Raw genomic sequence first — 14,548 nt, 5'->3', positions numbered from 1 at the left:
TTTGAAAGCATACAACTATATATATAGCATAAATATGAAAAATATGAACGGAAAATTCAATTTTTATGATGTTGTTATCAAAAAAGTAACGTATTGGTTTATCAAAAGAAAAAAATGATTGCTAAGATAATTATGGGGGGTGGAAAGATGATCAAGAGGGTCAAGACGGGAATCCCGGGGATGGATGAAATTCTTCACGGCGGAATTCCTGAGAGAAACATCGTGCTCATCTCTGGAGGACCCGGTACCGGAAAGACAATCTTCTCCCAGCAGTTCATATGGAACGGTCTTCAGATGGGAGAACCCGGCATCTATGTTGCACTCGAGGAACATCCTGTTCAGGTGAAGAAAAACATGGAAGTTTTCGGCTGGAACGTTGATCCTTTTGAGAAGGAAGGAAAGTTTGCCATAGTGGACGCGTTCACAGGTGGAATCGGTGAATATGCCGAGAAAGAAAAATACGTCGTAAGAGACATAGACGATGTCAGAGAACTCGCCGAAGTGCTGAAGAGAGCGGTGAGAGAAACACAGGCAAAAAGAGTTGTGATCGATTCTGTAACCACTCTCTATATCACGAAACCTGCAATGGCAAGAAGTATTATCTTCCAGCTCAAGAGAATACTCTCAGGCCTTGGATGTACATCGCTCTTTGTGAGTCAGGTGTCAGTCACTGAGAAGGGATTCGGAGGTCCTGGTGTCGAACACGGAGTGGACGGTATCATCAGGCTGGACCTTGACGAAATCGATGGAGAACTCAAAAGAAGCCTGATCGTCTGGAAGATGAGAGGAACATCCCACTCGATGAGGAGGCATCCGTTCGAAATAACCGATAAAGGAATCGTCATATATCCTTCGGAGGGGGGTGAAGGAAGATGAAACTCAACTTCAATCCCGTGACCAAAGAGGAGATTCACCAGCTCGAGACCGCTTTGCTCGTTGGTACACTTTTCAGAAAGGAAGTGCTCGAGGAGATCAGAAATTCTGCTGAGAGGCTCACCTGGGTTGACAGCCTGGCGGTGGCAGCCGGTGCCCTTGCAAGGGCAAAGGCAGGAATGACAGCTTCCGAAATAGCAGAGGAACTTGGAAGGACAGAAGCAACAATCAGAGAACACGTCAAGGGAGAAACCAAAGCCGGAAAGCTGGTGAACGAAACTTATGAACTTCTGAAGGAAGGAAAGTTGAGTGTGGAAGGATTGATAGGTGAGGGTATCAAGGTAGTCACTACTACTACTGGTAGTGACGAAAAGCTCCAGGAAGTCAAAAAAGAACTCGAGGAGATCAAACAGAAACTTGAAAGTGTGATTCAGAAACTGTGAGGCGGGGAATCAATCCCCGCCTTTTGTGAACAGAAGAACCACTATTCCTCCTGAAAGCACAGCAAGACCCAGTGTCGAAAACATAAGAGAGTAAGACTTTTCTGCGAGCAATCCCGCCAGGAAAGGTCCGATGGTTGCTCCAAGAAATCTGGCAGAGCTCAAAAGACCAAGTGCTCTTCCCCTCTGAAGGTAGTGGAATCTTCTTCCAAGAAAATTGTTCGATCCGTTGATGAAAGCTCCAAAACTCGCTCCCAAAAAGGCATAAGCCAGCACTGGTGCCCAGTTCTCAGGTATCATCATGAGAAAGGGAACCAGTGAAGACATGAAAATGCCCAGAACACTTATGAATTTCGGATCGACCTTTTCTACCATCTTCCCGAACAAAAAATGGGATGGTATTTGAACTAGTGGATTCACAGCCGTGATAAAGCCTATCGTCGAAGCACTATAATGAAATCTTTCGTTTAGATAGACAGCGATCAGTGACATGGAACCGGAAGTTCCCATCTGCCTCAAGAGACTCCCCAGGTACAGTGCCCAGATTCCATGCTCCATTACCTTCCTTCCAAAATGAAAGTCTTCCTCTTTCTTCTTTTGGATCTTCTCTTCTTTCAACCCGAGAGCAGGAATCACGGATACTGCCACGACTATCGAAAAGAAAACAAAAGCGAGTTTCAGGTCCATGAACATCAGCAGAAAACCTATGGAAATCCTGCTCAGAAGCATCCCAAGTGAATTCGAGGAGTTGTAAAGTGAAAATCCAAGCGACATTTTCTTCGCAGTGCTGCTGAGCGCCATGGCAGCGGGAGGATACATTCCGTTGAAGAACGCTATGATCATGGAAACGATCAGAATGGCAGAAGGAACGTCTATGACCGCGTACAGAGGATAAAAAGCAGATGCTAGAACGAGGCTCAATATGATGAATACCTTTCTTTTCCCGATTTTGTCCGAAATTCTTCCCCAGAAAACGTTAGAAAAGGTGTTCATTGCCCCTTGTAAACTGGAAAGGAGCCCTATCAGAAAGAGAGTTGCTCCTATTTCTTTCATGCGAAGCTGTATCAGAAGATTGAAACTCATGGTGCCCATAGAGCGAAGAACGTTGGTGAGAAAGAGCATCCTTCAACCCTCCAGCAATTAGTTCGGTATGTGAATTATTTTATCACAATGACGAAAAACATCAAACATCAAAAGAATAGCAAACAAAAAATCCAACAACTTATCATGTACCTATCAAATCATCTGCTACCCGTCTGCCTAGGAACAAGAGACTTTATCCACTCGACAAAAGCGGGATAATTTCTCGTCTGGATGTAGACCCTTCCCGGGCCTGTGAAAGTACACACCAGGCCTTCCCCACCAAAGAGTGTGGATTTCAGTCCACCAAATGTTCTGACGTTCCATTTCACCGTTCCATCGAACGCCACAACATGTCCCGTATCAACGGTGAACTCCTCTCCCGGCTGGAGTTCTACAGACTTTATTCCTCCAAAAGAGGAAACGGCCACATCACCGTGACCAATGAATTTCAAGAGAAATATTCCTTCACCAGAGAAGAATGATTTCAAACCACCGAATGAAACGTCCATTTCCACCGAAGGATCACATGCCAGGAAAGAAGTCGATTGAACGTAGAGGATGTCTTTCAGAGGTATCACGTCTATATCTCCCGGAAGCTGAGGAGCCAGACCGATTTCACTTTCTCCGCGAGATATGTACGTGTTCATGAAAAAGTTCTCCCCGCCCAAAATAGCTCTTTTGAGGGCTTTCCAGACACCTCCCGTTGCTGAGGTTTTAACTTCGATGGGTCCTTTCATGTAGACCATCGCACCCGGTTCTACCACAACACTCTCTCCGGTCGAAAGAAACACCTTCAAAAGAGCGTAGCTACCTTTCAGTACGATTTCGTACTTCACCCTTCCCCCTCCTTCTGTAAAACTCACAGTGATTCTTCAGAAAGCACTCTTCACACAGAGGATTCTGCGGTTTGCAGATTCTTCTTCCGAATTCGACCATAGAACCGTTGATCGGCCCCCAGAGATCTTCCGGGAGCAATTTCTTGAGGGCTTCTTCTGTTTCTTCCGGTGTTCTTGTCTTCACCCAACCCAGTCTGTTGCTGATTCTGTGAACATGCGTATCAACCGCGAGGGCAGGTTTCTTGAAACCCACCCACAGCACTATGTTCGCTGTTTTTCTTCCCACACCGGGAAGTTTGAGCAGTTCTTCCAGCGAATCGGGAACTCTTCCGCCGTACTTTTCCACGAGGATCCTGGATATCTCCACAATCCTCTCGGCTTTTTGCCTGTACATCCCGGATTCTTTGATCAAATCGTAGAGATCCTCTGGTTTCGCCTTTGCGAGTTCCTGCGGTGTTCTGTAAACTTCGAAGAGCTTCTTCGACGCTTTCTCTGTGTTCTCGTCGCGCGTTCTCTGGCTCAGGACAGTGGAGATGAGAACTCTGAATGGATCCGTTTCTTTGTGGTTCCTTGGAAATCGCTTCACGATTTCTCTTGCCAGCTCTTCTATCAAAGTACCACCTCACAGTTTTTCCATGAGACTCCTGTAAGCAACGTAGGTTTCGAAGAGGTCCGCCTTCGAGGAGATCTCAAAAGGAGAGTGCATCCCCAGAAGAGCGGGTCCCATGTCGATCACATCGGATCCTCTCTCAGCAAAGAACTTGGCAATTGTTCCTCCTCCGCCCTGGTCCACCTTCCCGAGGGTGGCCACCTGCCAGATGACTCCCTGTTCGTTCAGCACTTTTCTCACACGAGCCACGAATTCAGCGTGCGCGTCGTTCGTGGAGTATTTTCCCCTTGCACCCGTGTACTTCACAAGAGCAACTCCGTATCCCAGTTTCGGAGCGTTGTGAAGGTCGTGGACATCTTTGTAAGGAGGATTCACGGCAGCGCACACATCTCCAGAGATCACGGAGGTATTCTCAAGCACTTCATCGAGCACGAACTCCGAATCTTTCGCACCTTGCATTTTCAGAATTTGTCTGAGGGCTTTCAAGTAGAATCTAGCTTTTGCTCCCGTGTTTCCATCGCTTCCTATCTCTTCCTTGTCGAAGAAGATCACACCTATCGATTTTTCGGGATTTGCAGACAGAAGAGCCCGAAGAGCTGTGTAGGCACATATCCTGTCGTCCTGTCCATACGCTCCTATGAGACTTCTGTCCATTCCTACCTCTCTCGGTGAGAAAGCAGGAACCACTTCTATCTCACCGCTCACGAAGTCTTCTTCGGTGATACCGTACATCTCGTTCAAAATCTTAAGAACGTTCGTCTTCACCGCTTCTTTTTCTTCTCCACTGAGAGGAATCGTTCCGGCTATGAGCATGAGGTTTTCTCCCTTGAACTTCTCAGAGATCTTCGCGTCTTCCTTGTCAAGATGCGGAAGAAGATCTGGAATCGTGAAGACGGGATCCTCCGGTTTATCCCCTATGTGAATCTCTATCTCCGTTCCATCGTTTTTGAAAAGAACACCGTGTATTTCAAGAGGAATGCTCAGCCAGTGATACTTTTTTATTCCTCCGTAGTAGTGTGTTTTGAACAGGGCTATCTGCTCATCTTCTATCAACGGATTGGGTTTGAAATCCAGCCTTGGAGAATCTATGTGCGCAACCACAAGGTTCAGACCTCTTTTGAGGTCATCCACCACACGAAAGGCGGCGATGGCTTTTCCCCGGTTCACAGCGTAAACTGTCATGTTCATGGGATCCCCCGCGAAGTCTTCAAGAGGAACGAATCCCGATTCGTCGAGGATTCTCTTGATCTCTTTCACCGTCATCCTTTCGGTTTTTGCTTTGCTCATGAATTCCATGTACTCTTTCGAAAAGGCTTCTATTTCCTCCTTCTTCCTGTGGTGCCAGACGTTTTTCCTTTCCATTTTCATCAAACCACCTCCGTTTTGTAAGGCTTCATTTTAACTCCCTCAAAGACAACCTCTTCCCCTGAAAGATTGTGAAACACCTTCAAAGAATGCTGATCATCGTAGAGTCTGTACACAAGAAACTTGTCCTCTTTACACAAAAATTCGAGCTTTGCCCGATCGATCCACTGGTTTTCCTTTCTGAATCTCGTCCATCCCAGAGTGTGTGAAAGAATCGAATCGGGATCTCTCTTCTGGTATTCTACGGAGATACCAGAGAAAGGCCCGTTGTACGCGGGCCACTTCCAGAAGGTCTGTCCCTCAACGCACATACTCTCGTTCCACGGGAACGGATCCAGGACGACTTCTGTGTTCGGTTTCTGGTAAACTCCCTTCATTCCAAGCTCATCCCCATAGAACACGAGAGGAACTCCCGGGAGAGTGAAAAGAATGGAAATCGAAAGTTTGATCTTTTCTTTGCTGAAGCCTCCTTCAAAGCTTGCAAGCCTCGACATGTCGTGATTCGAAGTAAAATTCACCGGGAGGTAGTCTTTGCCGATAACGGCCCTTTCGATCGACTCTATCAGAACTCTTGTGTTCTCTTTCCATACAGCTTCCTTTATACAGTGGGATGTGTCAAAGTTGAGCATGTAGCCAAATATTCTGCCGTGTTCATCCACCATTCTGGCCTCTGCCCATATCTCTGCGAGGAAGATGCCCTTCAAATCGGAAAGAAAGTACTTCCAGAAGCGAACATTCTGTTCGATCGTATCTCTCATGTGCTTTGCTGCATCGAACCTGAAACCATCCACTCCCATATCGAGAAGGTGGAGAACCAGTCTTTTCATTTCATCGAATACCTGCGGGTTGTCGTAGTTCAAGTCGGGTGAGAAAGGTCCAAAGAGCCCTCTGTAGAACCTCCCATCTTCCAGGGGATGCCAGATCTTTTCTCCATCCCACTCTCTTCTTTCGTCCAGATCCGTCTCTTTGTTTGCCCATACGTAGTAATCTCTGTAGTGTGGATCTCCTTTCAGCGCCTTCTGGAACCACGTGTGGAGAAAGCCTGTGTGATGGATGGGAAGGTCAAGAACGACTTTTATTCCGCTGTCGTGGAATGCCTCGATCATCTCTTTGAACTCTCTCTCACTACCGTACTCAGCTTTGAAAGAATAAAAATCCACCACGTCGTACCCGTGAAAAGATATGGAGGAAAAAACAGGCATGAGCCAGACAAAGTCAATCCCCAGTTCTTTCAGGTAGGAAACAGCGTTTTTCAATCCCCTGAAATCTCCCACACCGTCGAGGTTTCCATCCCTGAAAGATCTCACGTAGATCTGATAGCCTATCATCCCTCTATCCTCCTTGGCTCAACAAGAATGGTTTTGTAGTTCTTGTATATCACCATACCGGGTTTGAAACCCTTAGGTTTTCTTACATATTTTATGAATGTGTAATCGACCGGCACTTTTCCGGAGTTTTTTCCCTTCGAGTAACCGGCCGCGAGACTCGCCGCATATTCCACGACTTCCTGAGGCACCTTCTTTCCTTCTGTCTTCACCACAACGTGGGCTCCCGGCATCTCGTGAGCGTGGAACCACAGGTCCTCCTTCGAGGAAGTTCTCACGAGTTCATCGTTCTGTTTGTTGTTTCTTCCTATGAGAATTTTGAACCCGCCGTAGTACACCTCTCTGAAACGGGTTTTCTTTGATTTTTGTTTTTTCGTTTTCCTCTCTTTCAGGAGTCCAAATTCTCTCATTTCTTCTTCTATCTCTTCGAGTGTTTCCAGATCTTCCGCGTCTTCGATCGTCTGCCACAGCTGATAGAGATACTCTTTTTCCCGCTGTATCTCTTCGAGCCGTTTTTCTACCTGTTCTTTCTTTCTCTGCAGTTTTTTGTAGGTATTGTAGAACTTCTGAGCCGTCTGGGCAGGATCTTTTCCCACATCCACAACGATCTTTTCGTTTGTCTCCCAGTCCGTGAGTTCGACCTCTCCGGATTTTCCCTTTATACTCCAGAGGTTCTGAACGATGAGATCGCCGAGTTTTTTGTATCTTTCGGCTTTCTCTGCTTCGGAAAGTTCCCTCGAAAGTTTTTCTTCAAGATCCTCCAGATCTTCAATTCTATTCACAACCACTTTGATAAAACGATTTTTGGTGTTTTCAAAGGTGGATTTTTCTTCTTTCCATCTCACAAATTCGTTGATACCCTCGGAGGGTTTTTCAAAGTACCTTTCTTTGAGGCTCAGCATAGTAAACCTAAAAGCAGAAACTTCCACAGGGTGTGAAGCTTCGTAGTAGACAAACACCCCCGGGAGTTCCAGCTCCTTTTTTATCTCCTCAAGAACTTCGAGTATCTTCCTTTGATCCACAGCCTTCCACGGAGTATCCAGTTCGTAGCCGGTTCTGTGGATCAGCTCTTCCACGGAGACGGGAGAGAAGCCTTCGAGAAGTGAAAGGAGAACGTTTCGGATCGTTTTTTCACTCTCTGGTGGAAGCTCTCTCAATTCAAAAATGGAAACCTTTCCGGAGGGAAAAATCACGAACTCCCTGCCGGGGAGGATTTCTCTCTTTTTCGTTACAATGCGTCTGTGTGCGTCAATGATCCTCCTATCTCTGACCAGTATCATGTTCGAGTGGATCCCCATTATTTCGATGTAGAGATCTTTTTGAACGATTCCCTCTATCTCATCGAATTTCTCGAAGGAAAACCGCAGTGTTCTGTCCATCCCAATTTGTTCTACCTTTAGAAGTTTCGCACCTTTCAGTTCCTTTCTCAGAAGCATCGTGAACGAAGAGGGCATCTTCTCCGATGCCTCTTCTTTTTCAGCGATCGCTACATGGGAAACATCGGGTCTCAAACACACCCGAACGGTCGCACTTCTGAAAAGAAAATAATAATCAACCGTCGTTGGTTGATAAATCTGCCTCAAGTGTTCTCCTTCGAGTTCCTTTAACTCTCGGACTGCTTTGTGCAAAAGCAACCCATCGAAGGGCATATCAATCGACCTCTATACCGAATTTTTCTATGATCTCAAACACTTTCTTTATATCCTCCGCGTGCTCTTCGTTTCCACCAGGGGTTTCCAGGATCCATGGAACTTCCTGGATCTCTTTGAAGGAGAAAAATACGGCAAAACCTTCTTCACCTATGAATCCGCTTCCTATTCTTTCGTGCCTGTCTTTTGCCGCACCGAGGGGGTATTTAGAATCGTTCAGGTGTATCATCTTGAGTCTTTCCAGACCGAACAGGCTCTCTATCTCGTTGAGAAGGGCTTCGACACCCTCCTTTTTTGTGATGTCGTATCCAGAGTCGAACCCGTGACACGTATCGTAGGTGATGGCCACACGATCTCTTTGATCGACGAGATCTCTGATCTTCTTCAGCTGTTCCAATTTGTAACCGATATTTCCTCCTTTTTGAGAAACGTTTTCAAGAAGAATCACCACACCTTCGGTGTTGTTCAGCACTTCGTTCAGACCTCTTACTATTCTGTCTATTCCCTCTTCCTCTCCAGTTCCGAGGTGGCTTCCGGGGTGAATGTTCAGATACCTTATACCCAGCTTTCTGCAAATTTCCACTTCTTTTTTCAAAAGTTCAACAGATTTCTGCCAAATGTCATCCTTTGGACTGGCGAGATTTATGAGGTATCCACTGTGACAAAACGCGTTTTCCCAGTCGATACCGTGTTTTTTCATCTCCCTTTTGAATTTCGTGGCGGCCTCGTCAGAAGGGAGTTTTGCACTCCAGGAGCGAGCGTTGTGAGGAAATATCTGGAAGGAGTTCCCCCCTATGTTCACTGTGTCTTGTGGTACCCTGTCAAATCCTTTCGAGATGGGCATGTGAGCTCCTATTTTTATCATGCTTCTTACCCCTTTCCCGGTGATATAATGAAACGGTGCATGGGGGTGACATCGTGTGGATCACTGCGCTTGTTGTTCTTGGATTCACTCTATATTCATTTTACACCTGGGCGTTTCTTGTTCGTCACAGAAAGATCATCTCGTACATAGAAAGAGAGATTTTGGAGTTAGAAGAAAGAGAGAAGCTCTTCAGAAGAGAAGTCGTCTCAGGAAATGACTTTGTCAAAGAAAAATACGAAAAAATACTGAAGCTCCTCGAAAAAGCCAGGGAAGACTACAACTTTGAGGTAGAGAAATTCAACAGGAAACTCAAATCACCTCTTTATTTCATACCTGCAAAGCTTTTTGGAGAGGTTCCTTTGGAGAAGAAAGATTAAATTTTCTTTTTGCGCTCTTTCCATATTTTTTCCGCTTCTTCTAAGGAGATCTTTTCTTCCCAGAACAGCCAGGGTTTCCTGTGTGAGATCTTTTCCACCACCTTCTGAATAGCACTTTCAAGGTCTATTCCGTAATCTCTCTGTGCCACTGCTGCCACGAGAAGAGCGTCGTAGATGAGATCTCCTATCTCTTCCTCGAGATTTGCGAGGTCGTTTTTCTTCACAGCTTCAGCGACTTCTTCTATTTCAGAAGCGAGTGCTTCAAGCAGAGTTTCAATGCTCTGTTTCTCTAACCAGGGGCACTTCCTCAAACTTCTTTCGATGATTTCAAGAAGTCTTTCTACCATCCCATCAGCTCCCTCAATCCTTCAATGAGTTTTATATCATCATCGTCATTCTATTTGCTTTTAGAATCAGCTCTTTTGTTTCCATGCTCGAAATTTCTTTCAATTTCATCACGCTCCTAAATTCGATGAATTCTATAATATATTATAGAGGTTCTTAAAATTTGCATCACAAAAAGGAGGTGAGAGTATGAAAATCGGATTCCTCAGCAGATGGGGTGCCACGTGCGGTGTGGGGATGCACGCAGAGATACTTGCAAGAGAGTTCATCAGAATGGGACACGAAGTTGTGGTCTTTGCACCAACAGAAGAGAGTGCCAGCAAGGAAGTTAAATACTACAAAAGAACGGAAGCCCAGGATCCGGAGTTCGTGAAGAGAGAGATTTACACGGAAGTGGACAACGTAACAGAGGAGGGCTGGGTGAAAGAAGAAGAGATTTTAAAGGAAAACCTGGACCTGCTCATAATAGAAACCTTCTGGAGAGTTCCGGTAAAACCACTCACCAGGCTCATAGAAAAGCTGAAGATTCCGGTTATTTCCGTTTTCCATGAAGCAAACATCTTCAAAGCAAGAGAAGTGGTGAAACTGCCCTGCGATAAAATCGTGGTTTTCGACAGAAGGTTTTACGATGAGATTCTGGAGTTTTACGAGATTCCCCGGGAAAAGGTCGAAGTGATCAGCTACCCGGTAATGAAACCCTACGATGCGGAACCAGAAAGACCCGTCAGTGAAGACAAGTTCCTGTTCTTTTCGTTTGGAAGACAACCCGTCGAAGAATACTGTGACTTCCTCAACGCCCTGAAAAAACTCAGAAAGAGATTCGACAACGTTCACTACTGGATCATCAGGTCAGATGGAAGGGTGGATTACGAGGCTGAGTGGATCACCCAGTGGCAGAAAAGACCAACCGTCGAAAAACTCTACAGTTATCTGAAAGGCTCGAACGTACACCTTCTACCAAAAGGAAACACTCCGAACGTTGTTGTGTCTTCTACCCTGTATCAGATCATAGCGAGTGAAACCCCCATCGTCATAAGAGACAGTAGATTCGTTGAAACCATAGAGACCGACGTGTACGGATTCGGCCCCATCGTGAAGTACAGAAATATTCACGATCTGGTTCACAAGCTTGAGCTTTTGATGCTGGACAGAGAGCTGGTCGAGGATATCAAGAAAGAAGTGAGGGTTTTTGTGGAAAAGTACGGCGGTGACAAGATCGCTCAGGAATTCCTGGATCTTGCAAAGACCATCACCAAATGAGGGGGCAGCCCCCTCATTTTTTCACCAGCACCCTTATAACCCCGGGGATTATTGAAAAGAAAATCTTCTTGGCCCAGAAAGATTCACCATCGAATTCCACCGGTTCATCTCTTTGAAACTCCACCACCACCTTTTTCGCCTGATAACCCTCCACCCCGGGATGTTCCAATAGCTTTCCGTTGAACACCCTGTGCAGGTTAGCCAGGATTCTCAATTTTCCTATGTCGTTTATCACTGTCACAGCAAGAAGGCCGTCGTCTGGCACAGCGTGGGGAAGCTGGTTCATGCCTCCTCCATTGTATTTACAGATCCCAACGTTCATGGAAAAAACCCTCTTCTCCCACACCTTTTCATCGATCTGGATTCTGGCAGTAGGGGGATCGTATTCGATGATAGAGGAGAAAATCCTCGAGAAGTAAGAAACACGGTTCTTCCTCTTGAGAAGGTTGGTCCTGTAGGTCACAAATCCGTCGAAGAAAAGGCCTGCAACATTCACGAACGCGCGCTTTTCTATCTCTCCGCTCGCTTTTTCGTATTCACCTACTCCCAGATCCTGAACGAATTCCTTTCCATCTTTCAGCATTTTGATCGCTTCTTCGATCTCGAGAGGAACTCCGATCGTTCTCGCCCAGTCTTTGCCGCTTCCAAACGGTATCCATCCGAAGACAACTTCTCTTAAATCGTATCCGTTCAGAAAGATCCCGTTTACCATCTCATTTACCGTTCCATCTCCTCCGAACGCTGCTATTCTTCTGTATCCCTCTTTGAAAGCCTTCTTTGAAATCTCCATCGCGTGACCTGGCCTTTCTGTGAAGGCAAACTTGTGATCTATCCCGTGTTTCTTCAGAAGATCTTCAACTCTGTTCCAGATTTTTCCAGCTCTTCCTCCACCCGCAGCGGGATTGCAGATCAGGAATACCACTTTCATCCCCTTCCGATCAGAGCAAGCAGAATAGATACAGCAAAGGCTCCAAGACTCACAGAGAGAAACTGCCATCCTTTTTTATCGTAGAACTTTTTCTTTTGATTCTGCTTCTTCTTTATAGCACGTGTTCCAAGATCGAAAAACACTATCGCGATGAACAAAAGTCCAAAACCGGCAAAGAACAGAAAATCCGATACAAATCTCAAAGTCTCACCTCCATCTCACCCGACTATCCTCACCTCGTATCCCTTTGCGATCAACACCCTCTCTATCTCTTCGACGTGTTTTTCATCGACCGTTTCAAGCTCGAGCTCTATTTTGGCAAAACCAATGGGAACTTCCTTTGCGGAGCGATTGTGAAAAACGGAAAGAACGTTTGCGCCGAGTTCCGCCACTATCCCGAGAAGCTCTTTCAGGGCACCGGGTCTGTCCATCACGAACGTTTCTATGAACACCTTCCTTCCGCTCTTCACGAGCCCTTTGTTTATGATTCTGTCTATCATGTTCACATCTATGTTACCACCGCTTATCACGATCGCTACCTTCTTTCCCTTCACATCCAGTTTGTTCAAAACAGCGGCTACACCCACCGCTCCTGCACCTTCAGCAACCACCTTTGCCTGCTCAAGAAGGAAAAGGATAGCATCCGCTATTTCTTCTTCGTTCACCGCGACCATCTCATCGACATACTTCTTCACCAGCTCGAAGGTCAGGTCACCGGGCTTTTTCACGGCTATTCCATCGGCAAGTGTGGGTTTACCTTCGACCCGCTCTGCCCTGCCCCTTCTCAGTGAAGCGATCATGGAAGGCATGTTCTCCGTTTGAACGCCTATTACTTTAACCTCAGGATTCATCGATTTGATCGCAACGGATACTCCCGAAATCAAACCACCTCCACCAACGGGCACCACCACCACTTCCACATCCGGAAGATCTTCCATTATTTCCAGCCCTATAGTTCCCTGCCCGGCGATGACATGAGGATCATTGAAGGGATGCACAAAAACCGCACCTGTTTTCTCCTGTATTCTGAGAGCCGCCTCGTAGGCCTCGTCGAAAATGTTCCCCTCAAGAATCACCTGAGCTCCAAGATTCCTCGTTTTGGTGATTTTAGAAAGAGGGGCGTACCTCGGCATCACAATGGTAGCGGGAATACCGAAGATTTGAGCAGCAAGTGCCACTCCCTGCGCGTGGTTTCCAGCGGACGCGGCAACGACTCCTCTCTTTCTTTCTTCTTCGCTCAGGTGAGCTATTTTGTTGTACGCTCCCCTTATTTTGAACGAACCGGTCTTCTGGAGATTTTCCATCTTCAGGTAGATCTCTCCACCGGTTACCTCGCTCAGAACAGAGCTGTAAGCAAGAGCTGTCCTGTGCACCACATTCTTCAATGTTCTTTGGGCTTCTTTTATATCCTCGAGTGTGATCACGAGAAACACCTCCCGGTTTTCTGAGCAACCACAGTTTTAATCTTACTCCAGGCTTGAACTCGTTTGAAAGAAGGATTTCCTCATTTTGCATGTGAGAAATTCACACTTTTTTCACAAAGAAGAGTATAGAATTTTATCGTCAAACAATTGAAAAAGGAGGTATTCGTATGAAAAATCTCCTCGTGGTGCTGTTGTCTCTCGTTTCTGTGCTGAGCTTTTCTGTTTCTCTGAATGATGTTCTTCAAACCGCTCTTGCGAGCAGTACAGATTATCAAATCGCGCAGATCAGCTTGGAATCCGCGACGATGGACTACGAAAAAGCAAAACTCGAAGCAACGAACAAGAGATCAGAACTCTCCGCGGAACTCAGCTACTACAACAACCTTCAAAGCTACAGAAATTCGCTGAAATCCGCTTATCAGGATGTTCTTGGAAGGATTTTCAATCTCCTGACCGCTGATCTTTCCTATGAAATCGCACAGCTGAACTTCGAAAACGCCCAGGAAGACTACAAAACCAGTCAGGAGCTCTTCAAAAAGAATCTCATTTCCGAAAACGACCTGAAGGATTCCGAACTCACCCTCGAAGAAGCCAGCAACAATCTCCTTTCCGCCCAGAAAGATCTTGAAGAAGCCCAAAAAGATTACGAGGAGATCTTCAGCGTGGAAGTGAGTGAAATAGAGCTTCCTCTCATCGATTATCAGAACCTTGTAGGTGAAGACGAATACCTTGACAATCTTTCTTCCGTCAAGATCGCGGAGCTGAACATGAAGATCGCTGAATACGATCTCAACAACCTCTCCGCTTCCGCCTCAAAATACGAACAAAAAAAGGCGGAGCTGAATTACAAGAAATCAAAGATGAACTACGACGAAGCTTTGAAAGAAGCAAAAGACAGCTACAAGAGCACTCTCGACTCTCTGGAGATCGCCTTCTTGAACCTGAAAGTACTGAAAGAGAAGATTGAGCTCAACGAGAACATCCTCAAAGATTACCAGGAAAGATACGAAAAGGGACTGATCTCAAAGAAAGAACTGAACACCCAGAAGATCAATCTTCTCAACATCAAAAAGAATTACCTCAATTCGCTGCGCAGCTACTACATTTCGATAGTGAACCTCCTGATAGACGCTGGAAAAGAAGTCTCCTTTTGAAGAAGGTGGTAGGA

Annotated in this window: 16 protein-coding genes; 5 read left to right on the top strand and 11 right to left on the bottom strand. The window is 46.0% G+C overall.

What is annotated here, in order from left to right; translation table 11 throughout:
* Positions 1–147: 147 nt before the first annotated feature.
* A complete protein-coding gene (locus tag TM_RS01885) occupies positions 148–876 on the top strand; it encodes a KaiC domain-containing protein (RefSeq protein WP_004083183.1) in 729 nt (242 codons plus the stop codon).
* Positions 873–1,316, top strand: a complete 444-nt coding sequence (locus TM_RS01880) for a transcriptional regulator (protein WP_004083181.1) — start codon at positions 873–875, stop codon at positions 1,314–1,316. The genes TM_RS01885 and TM_RS01880 overlap by 4 nt, the downstream gene beginning before the upstream one ends.
* Positions 1,317–1,325: 9 nt before the next feature.
* Here the strand turns inward: TM_RS01880 and TM_RS01875 are convergent, their stop codons facing one another.
* From TM_RS01875 to TM_RS01845, 7 genes are all read right to left on the bottom strand, one after another.
* A complete protein-coding gene (locus TM_RS01875) occupies positions 1,326–2,435 on the bottom strand; it encodes an MFS transporter (RefSeq protein WP_004083179.1) in 1,110 nt (369 codons plus the stop codon).
* A gap of 119 nt (positions 2,436–2,554) precedes the next feature.
* On the bottom strand, positions 2,555–3,232 hold the full coding sequence (locus TM_RS01870; protein WP_004083177.1) for a TIGR00266 family protein: 678 nt from the start codon (positions 3,230–3,232) through the stop codon (positions 2,555–2,557).
* A complete protein-coding gene (gene nth / locus TM_RS01865) occupies positions 3,204–3,845 on the bottom strand; it encodes an endonuclease III (protein WP_004083173.1) in 642 nt (213 codons plus the stop codon). The genes TM_RS01870 and nth overlap by 29 nt, the downstream gene beginning before the upstream one ends.
* Positions 3,846–3,854: 9 nt before the next feature.
* Positions 3,855–5,210 (bottom strand): aminopeptidase, encoded by a 1,356-nt coding sequence (locus TM_RS01860; protein WP_004083171.1) that lies wholly within the window; start codon positions 5,208–5,210, stop codon positions 3,855–3,857.
* Positions 5,210–6,535 (bottom strand): 4-alpha-glucanotransferase, encoded by a 1,326-nt coding sequence (gene mgt / locus TM_RS01855; protein ID WP_004083169.1) that lies wholly within the window; start codon positions 6,533–6,535, stop codon positions 5,210–5,212. The genes TM_RS01860 and mgt overlap by 1 nt, the downstream gene beginning before the upstream one ends.
* Positions 6,532–8,181 carry an Rqc2 family fibronectin-binding protein gene (locus TM_RS01850; RefSeq protein WP_004083167.1) on the bottom strand — a complete coding sequence of 550 codons (1,650 nt, stop codon included), beginning with the start codon at positions 8,179–8,181 and terminating at the stop codon, positions 6,532–6,534. The genes mgt and TM_RS01850 overlap by 4 nt, the downstream gene beginning before the upstream one ends.
* Position 8,182: 1 nt before the next feature.
* Positions 8,183–9,046, bottom strand: a complete 864-nt coding sequence (locus tag TM_RS01845) for a deoxyribonuclease IV (RefSeq protein ID WP_010865102.1) — start codon at positions 9,044–9,046, stop codon at positions 8,183–8,185.
* A 53-nt stretch (positions 9,047–9,099) separates the two neighbouring features.
* Between TM_RS01845 and TM_RS01840 the strand changes: the two genes are divergently transcribed.
* Positions 9,100–9,423 (top strand): hypothetical protein, encoded by a 324-nt coding sequence (locus TM_RS01840; protein WP_004083163.1) that lies wholly within the window; start codon positions 9,100–9,102, stop codon positions 9,421–9,423.
* On the opposite strand, the gene TM_RS01835 is transcribed toward TM_RS01840, so the two are convergent.
* On the bottom strand, positions 9,420–9,770 hold the full coding sequence (locus TM_RS01835; RefSeq protein WP_004083161.1) for a MazG nucleotide pyrophosphohydrolase domain-containing protein: 351 nt from the start codon (positions 9,768–9,770) through the stop codon (positions 9,420–9,422). The two genes, TM_RS01840 and TM_RS01835, sit on opposite strands and share 4 nt — an antisense overlap.
* A 187-nt stretch (positions 9,771–9,957) precedes the next feature.
* On the opposite strand from TM_RS01835, the gene mds reads away from it, so the two are divergent.
* Complete coding sequence (gene mds, locus TM_RS01830) at positions 9,958–11,028, top strand: GDP-mannose:di-myo-inositol-1,3'-phosphate beta-1,2-mannosyltransferase (RefSeq protein WP_004083160.1); 1,071 nt, start codon at positions 9,958–9,960, stop codon at positions 11,026–11,028.
* 13 nt (positions 11,029–11,041) lie between these two features.
* Here the strand turns inward: mds and TM_RS01825 are convergent, their stop codons facing one another.
* Genes TM_RS01825 through ilvA form a run of 3 tightly spaced genes read right to left on the bottom strand, consistent with a single transcriptional unit; the run spans position 11,042 to position 13,380 of the window.
* Positions 11,042–11,950, bottom strand: coding sequence for a diacylglycerol/lipid kinase family protein (locus TM_RS01825; protein WP_015646094.1), 909 nt, complete (start codon positions 11,948–11,950; stop codon positions 11,042–11,044).
* Between the two features lie 2 nt (positions 11,951–11,952).
* A complete protein-coding gene (locus TM_RS01820; RefSeq protein WP_004083158.1) occupies positions 11,953–12,159 on the bottom strand; it encodes a hypothetical protein in 207 nt (68 codons plus the stop codon).
* A gap of 15 nt (positions 12,160–12,174) precedes the next feature.
* Complete coding sequence (gene ilvA, locus TM_RS01815; protein ID WP_004083156.1) at positions 12,175–13,380, bottom strand: threonine ammonia-lyase; 1,206 nt, start codon at positions 13,378–13,380, stop codon at positions 12,175–12,177.
* 167 nt (positions 13,381–13,547) lie between these two features.
* On the opposite strand from ilvA, the gene TM_RS01810 reads away from it, so the two are divergent.
* The gene (locus TM_RS01810) at positions 13,548–14,534 is read left to right on the top strand and encodes a TolC family protein (protein WP_004083154.1); all 987 of its coding nucleotides are present in this window, start codon (positions 13,548–13,550) and stop codon (positions 14,532–14,534) included.
* Positions 14,535–14,548 lie beyond the last annotated feature (14 nt).

Origin of the sequence: Thermotoga maritima MSB8 (assembly GCF_000008545.1) — a bacterium.
GTDB lineage: Bacteria > Thermotogota > Thermotogae > Thermotogales > Thermotogaceae > Thermotoga > Thermotoga maritima.
Note: the sequence above shows the minus strand (reverse complement) of the source record. Positions and strands in the feature narration are given on the sequence as shown.